Source organism: Mycolicibacterium canariasense (genome assembly GCF_002101555.1).
GTDB classification, from domain to species: domain Bacteria; phylum Actinomycetota; class Actinomycetes; order Mycobacteriales; family Mycobacteriaceae; genus Mycobacterium; species Mycobacterium canariasense.
On sequence record NZ_LQOL01000038.1, the window covers coordinates 48,621 to 66,254 of the forward strand.

General features: G+C 68.5%; 16 protein-coding genes. 7 read left to right on the top strand and 9 right to left on the bottom strand.

The features are described from left to right. Position 1: 1 nt before the first annotated feature. Genes AWB94_RS07680 through AWB94_RS07690 form a run of 3 tightly spaced genes read right to left on the bottom strand, consistent with a single transcriptional unit; the run spans position 2 to position 3,440 of the window. A complete protein-coding gene (locus AWB94_RS07680; RefSeq protein WP_062659711.1) occupies positions 2-736 on the bottom strand; it encodes a YveK family protein in 735 nt (244 codons plus the stop codon). Beyond that, positions 733-1,989: a lipase family protein gene (locus AWB94_RS07685; RefSeq protein WP_062659712.1), complete on the bottom strand. Its 1,257-nt coding sequence runs from the start codon at positions 1,987-1,989 to the stop codon at positions 733-735. Before AWB94_RS07685 ends, AWB94_RS07680 begins: the two co-directional genes overlap by 4 nt. A 5-nt stretch (positions 1,990-1,994) precedes the next feature. Continuing rightward, positions 1,995-3,440 (bottom strand): tyrosine-protein kinase domain-containing protein, encoded by a 1,446-nt coding sequence (locus AWB94_RS07690; RefSeq protein WP_062659713.1) that lies wholly within the window; start codon positions 3,438-3,440, stop codon positions 1,995-1,997. Positions 3,441-3,569: 129 nt separating this feature from the next. On the opposite strand from AWB94_RS07690, the gene AWB94_RS07695 reads away from it, so the two are divergent. Next, positions 3,570-5,093, top strand: coding sequence for an O-antigen ligase family protein (locus AWB94_RS07695; RefSeq protein WP_131805442.1), 1,524 nt, complete (start codon positions 3,570-3,572; stop codon positions 5,091-5,093). Here AWB94_RS07695 and AWB94_RS07700 read toward each other — a convergent pair. The 5 genes from AWB94_RS07700 to AWB94_RS07720 all read right to left on the bottom strand — a co-directional run bounded on the left by AWB94_RS07700 (position 5,090) and on the right by AWB94_RS07720 (position 10,487). After that, on the bottom strand, positions 5,090-6,262 hold the full coding sequence (locus AWB94_RS07700) for a glycosyltransferase (RefSeq protein ID WP_062659715.1): 1,173 nt from the start codon (positions 6,260-6,262) through the stop codon (positions 5,090-5,092). The two genes, AWB94_RS07695 and AWB94_RS07700, sit on opposite strands and share 4 nt — an antisense overlap. Next, on the bottom strand, positions 6,259-7,443 hold the full coding sequence (locus AWB94_RS07705; protein WP_062659716.1) for a polysaccharide biosynthesis protein: 1,185 nt from the start codon (positions 7,441-7,443) through the stop codon (positions 6,259-6,261). The genes AWB94_RS07700 and AWB94_RS07705 overlap by 4 nt, the downstream gene beginning before the upstream one ends. Beyond that, on the bottom strand, positions 7,436-8,551 hold the full coding sequence (locus AWB94_RS07710) for a glycosyltransferase (protein WP_062659717.1): 1,116 nt from the start codon (positions 8,549-8,551) through the stop codon (positions 7,436-7,438). Before AWB94_RS07710 ends, AWB94_RS07705 begins: the two co-directional genes overlap by 8 nt. Beyond that, positions 8,551-9,228, bottom strand: coding sequence for an acyltransferase (locus AWB94_RS07715; RefSeq protein WP_062659718.1), 678 nt, complete (start codon positions 9,226-9,228; stop codon positions 8,551-8,553). The genes AWB94_RS07710 and AWB94_RS07715 overlap by 1 nt, the downstream gene beginning before the upstream one ends. Before the next feature lie 83 nt (positions 9,229-9,311). Beyond that, positions 9,312-10,487 (bottom strand): glycosyltransferase, encoded by a 1,176-nt coding sequence (locus AWB94_RS07720; RefSeq protein WP_062659952.1) that lies wholly within the window; start codon positions 10,485-10,487, stop codon positions 9,312-9,314. Positions 10,488-11,074: 587 nt separating this feature from the next. Between AWB94_RS07720 and AWB94_RS07725 the strand changes: the two genes are divergently transcribed. Beyond that, positions 11,075-11,830, top strand: a complete 756-nt coding sequence (locus AWB94_RS07725; protein ID WP_062659719.1) for a class I SAM-dependent methyltransferase — start codon at positions 11,075-11,077, stop codon at positions 11,828-11,830. Between the two features lie 5 nt (positions 11,831-11,835). Here AWB94_RS07725 and casI read toward each other — a convergent pair whose 3' ends face one another. Beyond that, positions 11,836-13,503 (bottom strand): steroid-22-oyl-CoA synthetase, encoded by a 1,668-nt coding sequence (gene casI, locus AWB94_RS07730; RefSeq protein WP_062659720.1) that lies wholly within the window; start codon positions 13,501-13,503, stop codon positions 11,836-11,838. A gap of 89 nt (positions 13,504-13,592) precedes the next feature. Between casI and AWB94_RS07735 the strand changes: the two genes are divergently transcribed. The 5 genes from AWB94_RS07735 to AWB94_RS07755 all read left to right on the top strand — a co-directional run bounded on the left by AWB94_RS07735 (position 13,593) and on the right by AWB94_RS07755 (position 17,534). Continuing rightward, positions 13,593-15,230, top strand: coding sequence for an acyl-CoA carboxylase subunit beta (locus AWB94_RS07735; RefSeq protein ID WP_062659721.1), 1,638 nt, complete (start codon positions 13,593-13,595; stop codon positions 15,228-15,230). Between the two features lie 68 nt (positions 15,231-15,298). Next, positions 15,299-15,541, top strand: a complete 243-nt coding sequence (locus tag AWB94_RS07740; RefSeq protein ID WP_234811656.1) for an acyl-CoA carboxylase subunit epsilon — start codon at positions 15,299-15,301, stop codon at positions 15,539-15,541. A 4-nt stretch (positions 15,542-15,545) separates the two neighbouring features. Further along, entirely contained in the window at positions 15,546-16,184 is a 639-nt protein-coding gene (locus AWB94_RS07745) for a Maf family protein (protein WP_062659723.1), read from the top strand. Between the two features lie 40 nt (positions 16,185-16,224). Then, a complete protein-coding gene (locus AWB94_RS07750) occupies positions 16,225-17,109 on the top strand; it encodes a sulfurtransferase (RefSeq protein WP_062659724.1) in 885 nt (294 codons plus the stop codon). Between the two features lie 14 nt (positions 17,110-17,123). After that, positions 17,124-17,534 carry a SufE family protein gene (locus AWB94_RS07755; protein ID WP_062659725.1) on the top strand — a complete coding sequence of 137 codons (411 nt, stop codon included), beginning with the start codon at positions 17,124-17,126 and terminating at the stop codon, positions 17,532-17,534. Positions 17,535-17,634: the final 100 nt, after the last annotated feature.

Below are 17,634 nucleotides of genomic sequence, written 5' to 3' on the forward strand. Positions count from 1 at the left end.
CCTACGCGTTACCGGACATCGCCTGCTTGGCGATGTGATTCAGCTGTGCCGGGGTCAGCACCTTGTCCCGGGTGATGCCCACCGCGAGCACCAGGATCAGGCTGAGTGCGAAACCCACGCCTGCGCCCACCGCGACACCCTTGAGCATCGGCGCGGGCACCCTGGTGGCCGTCGTCGCGGCGTCCACCGGCACCAGTTCGGCGATCGGGCCGGTGTACTGGATCGGGTCGGTGGGCTGGGACTGGGTCCATTCCAGCTCCCGCGAGATGGCCATCAGGTTGGCCGCCACCGCATTGACCAATCCGACCGCGCGGCGCGGATCCGGATCGGTGACCTTCACCCGCAGCAGGGCCGAGTTGGGCCGGCCGAACCGGTTCACCCCGCCGGGCTCCCAGGTGGCCGAGGTCTCGGCGATCAACTGTTCCGGCGTCATCCCCAGACCCGGGACCTGATCGATGGTGCGCCGGGCCACCAGATCCGACTGCGCCAGCCCCACATAGGTGGCGATGCGGGCGTTGGCGCCCATCCCGCCCGCGTAGGCCGAGAAGGTGGCCGGGTCACCGGCCACCTGCGCCATCAGCAACACCGACGCCTCGTAGTCGCGGTCGCGCAGCAGCTGTTGCGCCCCGTACGCCGCACCCGCCGAGGCCAGCGTGGCGAGCAGGATGACCAGCCACCCGCCGGCGATGATCTTCAGGTAGTCGCGGAACCGCGGGACGTCGACCGGGGCTCTCAACTTCGGCCCGCGCAGTCATCCGGCGGTGGGGCGATACCGGCCAGCCGGTCCATCAGCCAGGGCAGGGTGTACCCGCTGTCCAGATCGGCGTGCCCCTTCCCCGGCCCCTTCCTGATCTCCATCGGGCTGCCCATCGCACAGGCGCGGTCCAGGGCCCGTTCGAACCATTTCTCGTTGACCAAGGTGTCCTGCGTGCCGTAGCCGACGATGATCGGCGTCTCGATGCGCGCCTGCGGCACGGCCAATTCCTGCAGCCGATCCCGCAGCCACACCACGTCCTCGTAGGTGGCCGGTTTCAGATCGGCGTTGGTCATCAGCGAGCGCACCCGCGCGATGTCGTCGAAATTGGGGGGAATGCAGTCCAGCAGCTCGTCCCAGTTCTCCGCGGTGGCACCGCGCCGGTAGGCGTCCAGGTCCATCTCCGGGTGGAACCACTTGAGCGACTGCAGCGCGAACACCATGGTGATCCGCTGGTCCGGGGTGAGCGTCTCGTTCCAGGCGGCGTCGGCCAGTCCGGACATGTCCGCGGCCGGCGCCATGGACACCGTGCCGAGCAGGTTCATGCCCTTGCCGTAGCTGGGCGCCTGTTCGGCGGCCGCCCAGACCGCCAAGCCGCCGGCGGAGTGCCCGTAGGCCAGCCACTTGTCGCTGAGGTCCGCGCCGACCCGGCGTGCCGCGCGTACCGAGTCGATCACGTTGTAGCCGTAGGTTTTTGCGTCCAGGAACGGATGCTGGAAGCCCTCCACCCCGGCGCCCTGGAAATCGGTGACGGCGACGGCGAAACCGGCCTGCACGAACACCGACATGGTCCACTGGTTCAGCGGCAGGCTGCCGTACAGACTGCTGGCGCATTTGTTGAGCACACCCTTGGTGCCCTGACCGAACGCCAGGATGGGCCAGCCGCCCTTGGGCGGGTTGCCCGGCGGGATGGCGATCGCACCGGACACCTGGGTCGGCGAGCCGTCGACCCCGGACGTGGACCGGTAGACCACCCGCATGTAGGTGGCGTCGTCCTGGTCGAGCAGGTCGGCGCCCTTGAGCGGTTCCACCGAGATCAGCGAGCCGGGACCGTCATCGGTCATATCCGGCGGGGACAGTCGCGGCTTGCCGTTGAACAGCGGCGTCAGCGTCTTGATGGCCGGCGTCTCGTCCGGCGGTGGCGGCGCCGGCGCCGGCGCACACGCCGACACCAGGAACACCACCGATGCGGCGGTCGCCAGCAGGGCGGCCGTCCGCGATACCAGCGTGGACACCGGACTCAACCCGTGGTCTGCGACCTGGCGAGGTGGCGTGCGCCGTCCTCGTCCGGACCGTCCTGTGACGCACCCTGGTCACCGGCGGCGTTCTGCTGCTTGCGGTGTCCGCTCAGTTCCCGGCGATGACCCGGTTCGCAGGTCGCCACCACGCCGAGCACTCCCGCGTGCGCGGTCTCCAGCACCTTGAGGGCCTTGCGCAGCGCCGAGGACTTGGTGTGGCCGATCCGGCCGAGCACCAGGGCGCCGTCGCCGAGCGCCGCGGCCACCGCGCCGTCGGAGTACTTGGTCAGCGGCGGGGTGTCGATGATGACGTAGTCGAAATGCCTGCGCAGCACCTCGAGCACCCGCGGCACCGCCTCGTCGCCCCACAGCTCACCGCGCACCGTCGGCACCGGTCCGGCCGCCAGCAGCGAGAAGCCGCGATCGGCGACGTCGATGACGGTCTCGGAGATGTCGTGCTGGCCGGCCACCAGGGTGGTGAAGCCGTTGGTTGCGGCACGAGCGGTGTCCTCGGGTGCCAGTTTCAGCAGTGCCGGCAGCGACGGGTTCACCAGATCCCCGTCGACCAGCAGCACCGAGTGACCGGATTCGGCGAACGCCGCGGCGAGGTCGATCGCGGTGGAGGACCGGCCGTCCTGCGGGGACGGGCTGGTGACCGCGATGACGCGGGGCTGCTGGCCGCCCGCGGTGCGGGCGAACTGCACGTTGGTGCGCAGTTCCCGCAACCGTTCGACGGCGGGCCCGCCGGCGGCGATGTCGGTCACACTGTCGCGGCTGTCGTCCTCGATCAGGGTGCCCAGCAGCGCCACGCCGGACACTTCCTCGACGCGTTCCCGGCGGCGCAGCTTGGTGTCCGACGCCCCGACGGCCAGGGCGATGAGCACACCGACCAGCAAACCGCCCACGGCACCGGCGGCGATCCGGGTGGGCAGGCCCATGGACGGCACCAGGGTGCCATAGCTGGCCTCGTCGACGATCACCGCGCCGGCTGCGGCCTCGCCGCCGCGCCGCGACGTCTCCAGCTCGGCGGTCACCTTGACCAGCTGATCGGCGACGGCGTTGGCGTACCGCTGCGCCGCGGCCGGGTCGGCGTCCTTGACCGTGACGTCGAGCAGCACGGTCTGCGGCATGGGCACCGCGGTGATCTTCGCCCGCAGTTCGTCGGTGGTGATGGGCGCCTTCAGCTGGTCGAGGGCGCGCACGGCCACCTGCTCGCTGGTGGCCAGGCCGGCGTAGGAGAAGACGCGTTCTTGCGAGAACAAGTTGTTCTGGTAGGCGTCACCGACCGAGGTCCCGCTCTGGGTCGTGACGAACAGTCGGACGGTCGATGCGTATTGCGGTGTGGCAAACAACGTGGTCAGGTACCCGACCACGGCTCCGAGCGCCAGCGCCCCCACGACCACCCACCACAGCCTGCGGAAAATGCGCAGGTAATCACCGATGGCCAAGAAGGACTCCCATTCGCTCTCAGTCGAGACAACAGTGCAACGATAGCGTCCACGACAAGGTTGCACACCGGATGCCGGTCGCACCCTGGTGGCACGTCCAGCGAAACCAATGCAAGGATAGTTAAATGCGTGGCGGGTGCAACAATGCAGTGGACATCATTGCCGGATGAGGGCGGGTCCGAAATGAATCTGGGCGCGATATCCCGGCGCGATGTGCTCATCGGCGCCGTAATCATTGTGATGGCCGCCGTCGTGGGTGCCGCCGCCGCGGTCGGCGGGAAAATCGCGATCTTGGGCGTCGCAGCGCTGCTGGCGGTCGCCGTCGGCGTGTACATCGGGCTGCGTCATCCGCTGTGGCTCTACTGGGGCATGGCGATTGCCATCGGCGCGCTGCCGTTCGGTTACTTCCCCGGTGTGCACGTGCCGCTGTATCTGCCGTTCGCCGCGGGCGCTTTGCTCGCCGCGTGGGTGCACCCCACCGCGACCAAGCGCTGGCCGACGCTGGCCAAGGCGGTCCTGATCCTGGTCATCGTGTCCGGCATCGCGATGGTGTGCACGTACACCTCGATCGTGAATGTCATGGACTACACGAAATGGGCGATTGCCACATCCGCGTTCTTCGCCCTGCTGGCCCTGCCGGCCGAACATCTCGCCAAATTCGGCCGCATCTTCGTCTACGCGGCGACATTCAATGCCGCATTCGGTATCGCGTCGGTGGCAATTGGTTCCAATCAGATGCTGCTGCAGCCATTTCGGCTGTTCGGCTATGCGGTGGCCAACACCGAGCGGTTCTATTTCACCGGCGGTGTCTCGAATCTGCCGCGCACGGACCGGTTCGCCGTCGGTGCCGGCAGTCAGAGCTTCACCCGCCTCGGCGGCCTGTGGCTGGATCCCAATGCCGCCGGCATCGGTCTGGTGATCGCCTTCGTCATCGCGATGATCCTGCTGGTGGGCTGGCAGCGGGCGGTCGCGGTGACCATCCTGGGCCTGGCCATCGCCCTGACCCTGAGCCGGTCGGCGATCGTCACCACCCTGGTCGGCGTGGCCCTGGTGTTCCTGTTCCACAAGATGCGCTCGCGGGACCGTCAGCTGCTGGTGGGTGCGCTCATCGTGGCGTTCACGACGGCCATGCTGGTGCCGTCGGTGCGCACCCGACTATTGGGCACTTTGGGCTCGAATGACGCCGGCGCCACCGACCGCATGGACTCGATCCGGGAATTCCCCGGCCGAATGAGCGGGCATTGGTTGTTCGGCTGGGGTTGGTCGCAGCGCGAATTCAAAGACGGCGCCTACGCATTTATCCAGAATTTCGTCTCCAACGCTCCACTGATCGCCATCCACCGCGCCGGCATCTTTGTCGGCATCGCGTTCATCGCGGTGGTGATCATCGGCTGCGTGATCGGATTCCGACTGCTGCGAGCAAACTCGTTACCCCGCGCTCTGTATGGCGGTGTCTTTATCGGTTTCTCGGTTGTCGCGTTGAATCTGGATCACCCCGTGGTGGTCATCCCGCAGATCGTGTTCCTGTACACGATCTTCCTCACCTTCCTGGCGTACGCCGACGAACTCCGGCAAACCGCACAGGTGGTCGAAACCGCGCCGGCCGCGGCGCGGATACCGGCCGCCGCAGTCCCGGCGCGCGCTCCCGGTTAGCCGACCGAGGCCGGTGCCGCCCCGGACAACAGGCCCTCGACCGCCCCGTGCGGGCGCCGCTCCTGCCAATATTGACGATTGCGTTGGTAAATCCGGTCGCCGGCGTCCGCGGCGGCGCCGGCGTCGAGTAGGTAGCGACGGCATTCGGCGATGAACGCGTCGTCGTCGTCGTGGACCCGCAGATCCAGCAGCGAACCGAGTGACCCGACCGCCGGGGTGCTCCCGACGACCGGTAGTCCCATCCTGGCGGCGTCCAGGATCTTGACCCGCACGCCACCCCCGGTGCGGATCGGCGCGATCATCGACCGGCAGGTGGCCAGGAACGCCGGCAGATCGTCCACGAACCCCAGATCGCGAACTCCGCTGGGGTAGTGGGGATCCGGCGCCGTGGAGTGTTTCGCGCCGATCACACACAGCTCGGCGCCCGGGATGCCGTCACAGATCCGCGGCCACAGCCGCAGGGCTTCCAGGAAAGCCTCCTGGTTCGGCGGCCAGTCCCGGGTGCCCATCAGCACCAGCCGGGGCGGCGTCGCGGCCACGTCGACCTGATCCAGCGGTGGCAGCGTCAGGTCCAGCCAGCGGGCGTCGCGCACCCCGTGCCTGCGGTAGAAGGCGGCCTCCTCGGCATCGAAGGTGCCGACCGCGTCGGCGGCGCGGGCCACCCGCAGCTCGTCGCGCAGCAACTGACCGACCTGCAGCCGGCCCAGCAGGCCGCGGCTCGCGCGCCATACCAGTGACTCGCTGACATGGGTGTTCACCACGAACCGGGCGGAGCCGGAATGCCGGCTGCGCAAGAAGGATTCGGCCATGTAGCTGTGCTCGGCGACGAAGATGTCGGCCGACGACGCGTCGATGGCAGCGACCAGTTCGTCGTTGTCGAACCGGACGTGGACCAGGCTGCGCCGGGTGCGGGCGGCATCGATCAGCAGGCGCGCCGGCCGCACGCCCGACTTGGGCACCCGGGTCAGCGGCAGGCCGCCGGGCAGGATATCGGTGTCCAACGCACCCGGCGGCTGATGCGACAGGCAGATCGCCGACACCGCATACGAATCCGCCGCCAGGCCCATCACCAGCCGGGACAACTCCAGATCGCCGCCGTGTTCGGCAACGGGATCCTTGGACAGCAGGAACGTGACTTTGGTGGCGGGACTGGTTGGGGGTTCGGTCACCGATCAACTTTCCGGTAGAGCACGCGGGCGTAGATGGCCAGCAGGATGGCGTCGGTGATGACGGTGGCGATGGCCGCGCCCACCGCGCCCGCACCGACCAGCAGCGCGACCAAGCCCAACTTCACCGGGACCAGGCCGAGGTTGGCGGCCAGCCGGATCCCGTCGCGGCGCTGGTTGTAGAGCACCGCCTGGAACACCGAGCTGATGGTGCGCATGGCGCAGAACAGCGACATGACCATCATCGCCACCGCCAACTGCGCGGGGGCCGGTGAGATGAGCAGCCCGATCCCGGCGAGCAGGATCAACAATCCCGCCGCCGCACCGAGGATCAGCGTGCTCTTCAGCGGCGGGCCGGCCGACAGGTCGCCCTCCCCCGCGCGCAGCGTGTGGTTGTAGGACATCCCGAAGGACTGCCCGACGGCGACCACGGCGATGGTGGCGGTGGTGGTGATGGCGTAATAGCCGACGATGGTGTCGTTGGTGAGCCAGCCCAGCAACAGCACATCGCCCTGCAGATAGGCGGCCAACCCGAGGGTCTCGCCGACCAGGATGGCCATCAGTTTCGGCGAGCCCGGCAGTCCCGGGCGGTGCCGCGGCACGACGAAGGCGATGCCCACCGCGGCGACGGCGTACGGCGACACCAACCACAGGCTGGCCGCCTGCAGCGTCGGATCGTCGGCGATGAAGAGGTAGCCGGCGGCCATCACCACACTGGCCACCTGACGGAAGGTGTCGATCTGCGCGACGCGTTGCGGCTGGCCGTCCCTGGCGGCCTGGCTCTGCCAGGATTTCAGCGCGATCTCGCCGCCGGCCACGAACAACCCGAACCAGGCGATGTAGTTGACCTCGACCAGCGCGGCACCGACCACCATCAGCGCCACCCCGAGCAGATAGCGGGTGGTGCGTTCGGCCAGGAAGCGTTCCTGCGACTCGCGCACCGAGCGCACCGCGAAGGGGTTGTCCAGCGGCGGTCCGATCAGCGAGAAGCACGCATAGGCCATGCCGTAGCGGCCGTAGTCGGCGACGCCGAGGTGGCCGATCAGCAGGACGGTCCACAGCAGCCCGACGCCGCGGCCGCCGTACAACCAGAACACCGCCCACAGGGTCTGGATCAGGTGCCGCGAGGTGGAGGCGTCCTCCTCCGCCCCGCGGGAGACCTGCTCGGGCACCGGCTCAGGCATCTTCCGGCTGCCCGGCCAGCGTGCGCGACCACAACTGCACGAACGCCTCGGCGGTTCGCGCGGCCGATCGGGCGTGCCGGGCATCGTCGGCGTTGCGCCCCAGTTCGGTGAGTCGGCCGCGGTCGTTCAGCAGCCCGGTGATCTCGCGGGCCAGGCCGGCGGCCACCTCACCCTCGACGGGCGGCACGGTGACCACCCCGTCCGCGGTGCCGAGTTCGGCCAGCGAACCGTAACCGGTGCACACCACGGGGGTGCTGTAGGCCATGGAGTGCGCGACCACGCCGGAAGCCGGGTACGTCTCGGCGTAGAAGTGTCGCTTGCCGTACGGCAGCGCGATGGCCCGTACCGAGGCGAAGAAGGCGTCCTCGGCGGGGCCGTCCACCCCGCCGAGGATCTCGATACCGTCGGCGCGCGGCAGCGACTCGGTGCCGCGGCCGGCCACCCGGATCGCGATGTCGTCGGGCAGCTCCGCGCGGATGCGGGCAATCTCCTCGAATCCCTTTCCGCGGTAGACGAATCCGAAGAATCCGACCGCCTTGGGACGGTCCTGCGCCGGCGTGATGGCCGGCCGGTCGCGCACCAGGTGCGGGATGAACGCGGTGCGGGTGCGCGGGTAGGTGCGCTCGATGGACTGCCGGCCGGTCTCGGTGAGCGCGACCAGGGTCCGCTCGCCGTGCAACACGCCCTCGATGGCGCGCGACACCGGCCGCAGCGGGTAGTGGATGCCGTGGGTGAGCAGCCGGGACTTGGCGACGAAACGGGTGCGGCCCAAGAACCACAGGCCCTGCGGCGGGTCGTGCACGGTCGCGGTCACCGGAACACCGTCGATACCGGCCACCGACCAGAACGTCGGCAGCACCCCGGTGGACAGTTCGGCGTGCACCAGCGTCCGGCCCGGCGGGCCCTCGGCGATCAGCCGGCGCACCTGCGCGCGGTGCCGGCGCAGGTCGGCCAGGCTGTCCCCGCCCGGCCCCAGGGTGCGGTGCTGGGCGATCTCCCCGAAATGCGGCCGCAGCGCGGTGACGAGGTCCTCGGCGTAGTCGCCCACCGCCGTCTGGCCCTCGGCCGGCGCGATGAAGACGAGCCGGTGATCGGAGAACGCAGCCATCAGTAGAACAGCGGCCGATGCTTGTTTTCGTACTTCAGCGCGTCGGCGTCACGTTTCCCGATGACCTTGGCCGGGACGCCGCCGACGATCTCCAACTCGCCGACATCCTTGTTCACCAGGGCGTGCGCGGCGACCACGGCACCGCGGCCGATGAGCGACGGCAGCACCATCGCCCGGGACGCGATCCACACGTAGTCGCAGACGACGGTGGGGATCGGCACCGGCAGGAAATCGGGGTGGTTGATGTCGTGCCCGCCGCCGATGAAGTGCACATCGCTGGCGACGGTCACGTTGTCGCCGATGTACAGGCCGGCGCGCGAATCCAGCAGACAGCGGAAACCGATCGCCACACCGTCACCGATGGTGAGGAACTCGATGTCCAGCACGGTGGTGCCGCGCAGGATCGACGAGTTCTTACCGATCTTGGCGCCCATCAGGCGCAGATAACCCTGCCGGATGGTGTGCGACGGGATGAAGGTGATGAAGCTGTTGAAGATCAACTCGCCCAGCCGGTTCCGGATCTTCCGGCCGCGGGTCATGCCCTGCATCTTGTAGTCGACGACCCGGCCCTCGTCGTTGAGCACCCAGACGGGAGCGGGCGGGGTCCGCAAGCCGGGGGCCGCCGCCTGCTTGCGGGCGACATCGGCGGGATCGGCCGACGCGGGTTCACGAGTCATGGGCGGTTAACTCCTTCGGGGATTTGCGTCACAACCATAGCCATCCGGGCAGCAACGCCGCCCGTCGAGTCGTTACGGTCTGCTCACCGATCGGCATCCCGGCCGGCGCCGTTTCGTTCCGCGGCCAATTCGTCGACCGCGGCGTAGAGCGATTCCGCGTAGCGCGCTTCGGTGAACCGGTCGGCGTGGGCGCGCAGCGTGTCCGGATCGAAGTCGGCCGCCTCGAACCGGTCCAGCGCGCCGGCGATCGCGTCGGGTTCGGGGCGGTCGAAGTACACCCCGGTGCGGCCCTCGACGACGGTGTCCAGGAAGCCGCCCCAGCGCAGCACGACGCTGGGTCGGCCACACACCGCCGCCTCGATGGGGGTCAGGCCGAAGTCCTCGTAGCTGGCCGCGATCAGTGCGTTGCACGAGCGGTACAGCCAGGCCATCTGCGCGTCGGTCAGCGCGGACAGCATTGCGACATTGGGGGTTTTGATGCGTTCGAGGTGCGCCGCCTCGGGGCCGTGGCCCACCACCACGAGCCGACGTTGCGACCCGGCGAACGCCCGGATCACGGCCTCGACGTTCTTGTACGGCAGCAGCCGGGACACACAGAGATAGAAGGAGTCGCCGTCCGCGCCGGCCCAGTGCTGCACCTCGGGCACCGCCTCCACCGTGGAGGTCTCCTTGATGGCCACCGGGGACGGCAGCACGTCGGCACTGATGCCGTAGGCGTCCCTGATCCGGTCCCGGATGGTGGTCGAGACGGCCAGGTAGCGGTCCACGGTCCGGGCGGCGCGGCGGTCCCAGGACCGCAGATACGGTGCGCCGGTCTTCAGCACCGCCCGCTTGAGCCGGTCCCCGTCGGGCTTGAAGTAGTACTCCGCCGCGTAGAGCCAATGCGCCGGCGTGTGGCAGTGCACCAGCTTGCGCCCGTTGGTGCGGAAGCCGTGTGCCCAGCCGCTGCTGCTGGTGACGACGACGTCGGCGTCGACGTACATCGACGACGCCGCGACCGGCAGCACCGGCAGCGAGAGCCGGTGATTGCGGCGGAACAGCGGTATCCGGTTGACGCCGGACACCCGCACGTCGCGGTCGGCGAATTCCGGATAGGTGTGCTCCGGGTCGTACAGCAACGTGTAGATCGGCGCATCCGGGAACGCCCGGCTCATCGAGAGCACGACCTTCTCGGCGCCGCCGCGCTGCGTCAGATAGTCGTGCGCGATCGCCACCTTGGGACCGTCGACACCGTCGAACCTGCGCCGCACCTCAGCCATCGGTTCCACGAGCGATCCTGCCTCCCATTGGCTGGTGCATATGTCCTCAACAGTGGATCGGCGATACCCGCGACGGACCGGCCCGGGCCGGTCCGTACGAGCCTGTCGAGCGGTATGTTACCAACCCCGTTAATATCCGACAGCAAAGCCGACGGGCCGAAGGTTCGATCGCTGCTCAGCGGCTTCACCGGCACTGTCCTCCGTCATCGGCACCGGATCGGTCACTTCCGGGGTTGCTGATAGTTGACCACGCAAACGCGCTCTCCGCTCGTGACGCCGGCACGGCCCGCTCACCCGCGGCCGGAGCCGGGGCCCTGTACGTGAAATAGGAAAGATATCGCGGTCCGCGCCTGCCGAAGTTTTGCTTGTATGGCACACGATGGGCGCGCAGATGCACGGGAAATCCCCATCCCGATGCCGGCGATCATCCCGACGAAAATTGACGCGGACACGAAATCTGTTGAAGCGCAGCGCGGACTGATCACCGGCCGACGGGCGCCCGGATGTTTTTCGACCATTTCCGCCCACCGGAAGATGCCCGACGGTAACGTCCGAATTCCATCTGTTGACTTTGCGGGGGCAAGCCGATGACGCTGAATTACCTCACCGAGACGCCCGGGACACCGGGCGGCGTCCAATACTGGGACTTCGCCGAGCTGTGGCAGGGCTATGACGAATCCGTCCTGGAGCTGGCCCGCCGGGAGGGGGTGCGCTCGGTCGCCGAACTCGGCGGCGGCGCGAACCCCGTCGTGGGCGACGCCCAAAAGTGGGGCTTCGCCGACCATCGGGTGGTGGTCGACATCTCCGAGGTCGAACTCGGCAAAGCCGCCGTCGACGTGCAGACCCGGGTGGCCGACCTGTGTCAGCCGATCGAGGACGAACTGGGCACCTACGACCTGGTGTTCTCCAAGATGCTCTGCGAGCATCTACCCGATCCCGTTGTGTTCCACCAGAATTGCTTCAACCTGCTGCGCCCGGGCGGGCTCTCGGTGCACTTCTTCCCTGCACTGGGGACATTCCCGTTCCTGATCAACAAGATGATCCCGGAGCACACTGCGCGCCGGATCCTGGACAGGGTGCAGCCCGGGCGCCTGGACATGCCCAACCTGGAGAAGTTCCCTGCCTATTACCGCGGCACCACCGGCCCGACCAGGAAGGCGTTCCGCAAGTTCGAGGAGTTCGGCTTCCAGGTCGAGCAGTGGAAGTCCAGCTTCGGGCACACCTATTACTCGGTCATCCCGCCGTTGCACGCCCTGGAGAACGCCAAGAGCAGCTTCCTGCGCAAGCACCCGATCCCGCGGCTGGCCAGCTTCTCGGTGATCGTGCTGCGCAAGCCCGCCTGACCGGTTCAGAGGTGACGCTGCCGGCCGTACGCGACGAACTCGGCATCCAGTGACCGCTTCTGGGCATCGTCCATCGGCAGGTACACGGGCCGCGTCCCAGCCCGGCCCGGCCACCGGTACACCGCCTCGTCCGTGTGCCAACGTTGTTGTTGCAGTTCCCGTTTGAGAACCTTGTTGGAACCGGTGACGGGCAGCTCGGCAGACACCCGCAGCAGGCGCGGCAGCCCTTTCGACCCCAGATCGCGCTGCTCGCAGAGGAATTCGCCGAACTCGGCGGCATCGAAGCGGTCGGGTCCGGCCACCTCGATCGCCGCCATCACCTGGTCACCCGACCGCGGATCGGGCACCGCATAGACCCCGGCCGCCACTACCAGCGGATGCCGGCGCAGCACACGCTCGATGGTCAGGGCCGAGATGTTCTCACCGTCGACGCGGATCCAGTCACCGCGCCGCCCAGCGAAATAGAGGAAACCCGCAGGGTCGAGGTAGCCCAGATCTCCGGTCCAGTACCAGCCGTTGCGGATGCGTTCGGCATCGGCATCCTCGTTGCGGTAGTAGCCCTCGAAGCTGCGGGTGCCGTACTTGTCGACGATCTCGCCGACGGCGTCGTCCGGGTTGAGCACTCGGCCGTGAGCGTCCAAAACCGCTGTCGCACAGTCGGCCAACGTCTGCGGGTTGACGATCGCCACACCGTCGTGGGCCGGCCGGCCGAGCGCCCCGGCCGGTGCGTCGGGTGCCAGGACGACCGCGCCGCCGCCCTCGCTGGAGCCGTACCCCTCGAACAACTCGGCAGCGAACCGGCGCCGGAACTCGGCCTGATCGTCGGGCGACGCCTCGGTCCCGAACCCGCGTTGCAACGGATTGTCCGCGTCGTCGGCCCGCTCGGGGGTGGCCATCAGGTAGCCCAGCGCCTTACCGACATAGGTGAAGAACGTGGCCCCGAAATACCGCACGTCCGGCAGGAACCCCGACGCCGAGAACGCCGGCGTCAGGCACACCGTCGCGCCGACGGCCAACGCCGGCGCCCACAGCGCCATGATGGCGTTGCCGTGGAACAGCGGCATACAGCAGTAGTCGACGTCGTCGCGGTGGTGCCCGAACTTGTCCACGGCGGTGGAGGCGATGCGGGTCAACCGGCCCTGGCTGCATTTGACGGCCTTGGCGGTTCCGGTGGTGCCGGAGGTGAACAGCAACAGCAGCAGGCTGTCGGCCGTCACGCCCGGCGCGACGGCCGGCGGAACCCGATGGGTGTCGATGAGTGCGGTGTACTCCGGTGTGTCGACCACCAGGATCCGGTCGGTCTCAATGCCGAGGTCCAATCCGCGCAGCCGGTCGGCCCCCGCGCGGTCGGTGACGATCAGCCGGCAGTCGGCGTGCCGGATCTCGGCGGCCAGTTCGCTCTCACCGCGGGTCGGGTTGACCCCGACCACGGTGGCCCCGGCCAGGGCGGCACCGCCGAGCCAGAAGACGAAATCGGGCACGTTCGCCAGCAGCACCCCGATATGGAAGGGCTCCTCGCGGCGCAACGACCGCGCCAGTGCTCCGCGCGCGGCCGACTCGGCGACCACGTCGTCCCAGGTCCAGTCCCGCTGTCGGGTGCGTAGCCCGAGCCGGTGGTCACCGACCCGGTCGAGCAGCAGGGCGGCGATGGAGTCGCGGGCGGCGGGCGGCACCGCCCCAGCCTTACCTCCGACGGCGACACAGTGACAAAACTCGCACCTCTCTTATGCAGTTCTTAGAAGTGCCGCTAGCATCGACACCCATGACGAGCGTTACTGATCCGTCCGCACCGGCCGCGCCGCACGTAGTCGACATCCACACCACCGCCGGCAAGCTGGCCGATCTGCGCAAGCGCGCCGAGGAGGCGCAGCACCCGGTCGGTGAAGCGGCCGTGGAGAAGGTGCACGCCAAGGGCAAGCTGACCGCACGCGAGCGCGTGCTGGCGCTGCTCGACGAGGGATCGTTCGTCGAACTCGACGCGCTGGCCAAGCACCGCAGCACGAACTTCGGCCTGGAGCACAACCGCCCCGTCGGCGACGGCGTGGTCACCGGTTACGGCACCATCGACGGTCGCGACGTGTGCATCTTCAGCCAGGACGCCACCGTCTTCGGCGGCAGCCTCGGTGAGGTCTACGGCGAGAAGATCGTCAAGGTCCAGGAGCTGGCCATCAAGACCGGCCGCCCGCTCATCGGCATCAACGACGGTGCCGGCGCCCGCATCCAGGAGGGCGTGGTCTCGCTCGGCCTGTACAGCCGGATCTTCCGCAACAACATCCTGGCCTCCGGCGTCATCCCGCAGATCTCGCTGATCATGGGTGCGGCGGCCGGCGGGCACGTCTACTCCCCCGCGCTGACCGACTTCATCATCATGGTCGACCAGACCAGCCAGATGTTCATCACCGGTCCGGACGTCATCAAGACCGTCACCGGCGAGAACGTCACCATGGAGGAACTGGGTGGCGCGCACACCCACATGGCCAAGTCGGGCACGGCACACTATGTCGCCTCCGGCGAGCAGGACGCCTTCGACTACGTCCGGGACCTGCTGAGCTACCTGCCGTCGAACAACTACGCCGACCCGCCGCGGTTCGCGGCGCCGCCGCACCCGGGCGCCATCGAGGACAACCTCACCGACGAGGACCTCGAGCTCGACACCCTGATCCCGGATTCGCCCAACCAGCCGTACGACATGCACGAGGTCATCTCGCGCATCCTCGACGACGACGAGTTCCTCGAGGTGCAGGCCGGTTACGCGGGCAACATCATCGTGGGCTACGGCCGGGTCGACGGCCGCACCGTCGGCATCGTGGCCAACCAGCCCACCCAGTTCGCCGGCTGCCTGGACATCAACGCCTCGGAGAAGGCGGCGCGTTTCATCCGCACCTGCGACTGCTTCAACATCCCGATCGTGTTGCTGGTCGACGTGCCCGGCTTCCTGCCCGGCACCGATCAGGAGTACAACGGCATCATCCGGCGCGGCGCCAAGCTGCTGTATGCCTACGGTGAGGCGACGGTCGCCAAGGTCACCGTGATCACCCGCAAGTCCTACGGCGGCGCGTACTGCGTGATGGGCTCCAAGGACATGGGTGCCGACGTCGTGGTGGCCTGGCCGACGGCGCAGATCGCCGTGATGGGCGCCTCGGGCGCGGTCGGTTTCGTGTACCGCCAGCAGCTCAAGGACGCCGCCGCCAAGGGCGAGGATGTCGACGCGCTTCGCCTGGAGCTGCAGCAGGACTATGAGGACACGCTGGTGAACCCGTACGTCGCGGCCGAGCGCGGTTACGTCGACGCGGTCATCCCGCCGTCGCACACCCGTGGCTATGTGGCCACCGCGCTGCGGCTGCTGGAGCGCAAGATCAGCAGTGTTCCGCCGAAGAAGCACGGGAACATTCCACTGTGAGCGGGGCGAACGATTCAGCCACTGTGAGCGGGGCGAACGATTCAGCCACTGTGAGCGAGGAGAACTCGGTGCCGGAAGCCGAAGGCGCAGAAGCGACCACGCACGAGCCACACATCCAGGTGGTCAAGGGCAACCCGACCGCCGAGGAGCTGGCCGCGCTGATCGGTGTGCTGTCCGCGGCCGGTGGCGGGCCGGTCGACACCACGCCGCCGTCCCGGGATCTGTGGGGCCACCCGGTGGACAAGCTGCGGTACCAGGTGCACAGCTGGCAGCGGGTGACCCTGCTGGAGCGCACCCACATGAGGCACTGAGCGCTTGACCCGGCTGGTCCTGGGCTCCGCCTCGGCGGGCCGGCTGTCGGTGCTGCGCCGGGCCGGGGTCGACCCGGTGGTCGTGGTCTCCGACGTCGACGAGGATGCCGTCGTCGCGTCGCTGCCGGGGGCGCCCCCGGCCGAGGTGGTGCTGGCGCTGTCGGCCGCCAAAGCCGACCGGGTCGCCGCCGTACTCGAAGCCGATATTGGCACGGATTGCGTTGTGGTCGGCTGTGATTCGATGCTGGAACTGGACGGCCGGCTGCGCGGCAAGCCGGGCAGTGTGGATGCCGCCCGGGCGCAATGGCGGTCCATGGCCGGCCGCCCCGGCATCCTGCACACCGGCCACACCGTGCTGCGGCTGCGCGACGGCGTCGTCGTCGCCCGCGCCGGCGAAACAGCGCACACCACGGTTCATTTCGCGAAGCCGGAGCCGCCCGATCTGGAGGCGTATCTGGCCAGTGGCGAACCGCTCTGGGTCGCAGGCGGATTCACCCTCGACGGCCTGGGTGGCTGGTTCGTGGACCGCATCGAGGGCGACCCGTCCAATGTGATCGGGCTCAGCCTGCCGCTGTTGCGCAGGCTGCTCGCCGATCTCGGGGTGGGCCTGAGCCCGATCTGGCGGCCGAATCCGATCGGCTGACCGGGTAGGACGCCGCCGCGGCGCTAGGTAGGCTCATCTCGTGCCTCTTGCCGCCGATCCCGATCCCGCCCTCGCCGCGTACGCCCATCCCGAACGCCTGGTCACCGCCGACTGGCTGTCGGCCAACCTGGGCCGACCGGGACTAGCCATCGTCGAATCCGACGAGGACGTGTTGCTCTACGACACCGGCCACATCCCGGGGGCGGTGAAGATCGACTGGCACATCGACCTCAACGACGCGACCGTCCGCGACTACATCGACGGCGCCCAGTTCGCCGAGTTGATGAACCGCAAGGGCATCTCGCGCGAGGACACCGTGGTGATCTACGGCGACAAGAGCAATTGGTGGGCGGCCTACGCGCTGTGGGTGTTCACCTTGTTCGGCCACCCCGACGTGCGGCTGCTCGACGGCGGCCGTGACCTGTGGGTGTCGCACGGTCGGGAGACCACGCTGGACGTCCCCACTCGGCAGAGCACCGGCTATCCCGTGGTCGAACGCGACGACGCCCCCATCCGGGCGTACCGCGACGACGTGCTGGCCGCGCTGGGTAGCCAGCCACTGATCGACGTGCGCTCACCGCAGGAGTACACCGGCGAGCGCACCCACATGCCCGACTACCCGGAAGAGGGCGCGCTGCGCGGCGGCCACATCCCCACCGCGGTGTCGATCCCGTGGGCCAAGGCCGCCGACGACAGCGGCCGGTTCCGTAGCCGCGCCGAATTGGACAAGCTCTACGGGTTCCTGACTCCGGACGATGAGACGATCGTGTATTGCCGGATCGGCGAACGCTCCAGCCACACCTGGTTCGTGCTGACCCATCTGCTGGGCCTGCCCGGCGTGCGCAACTACGACGGATCCTGGACGGAATGGGGTAACGCCGTGCGCGTCCCGGTGGTCACCGGAGAAGAGCCGGGCACCGTATGACCCGGTCCTCGGGGATGCCGGCCGCACTGGCGGAGGTGGTCGCCGAGTTCCGCGAGGTCACCGGCCAGGACAAGCTGCAGCTCCTGCTGGAGTTCGCCAACGAGCTGCCGCCGCTGCCTGCGCACCTCGAGGAGGCGGCCATGGAACCCGTCCCGGAATGCCAGTCGCCGCTGTTCCTGGACGTCGACGCGACCGACCGTGACCATGTTCACCTTTATTTCAGCGCGCCGGCCGAAGCGCCGACGACCCGCGGCTTCGCGGCGATCCTGGCGGCCGGTCTGGACGGTCAGTCCGCGGCCGACATCCTGGCCGTGCCCGACGATTTCTATGCCGACCTCGGATTGGCCAAGCTGATCAGTCCGCTGCGGTTGCGCGGTATGTCGGCAATGCTGACCCGGATCAAGCGCCGCCTGGATGCGAGCTAAGTAACACACGCGTCATCGGATCGGTCCGTTTCGACCCTGCACGAAGCCGATCGCTTGGAAAATCACCGCTACGCCAATGGGGAAAGCGGTCAGCACCGGC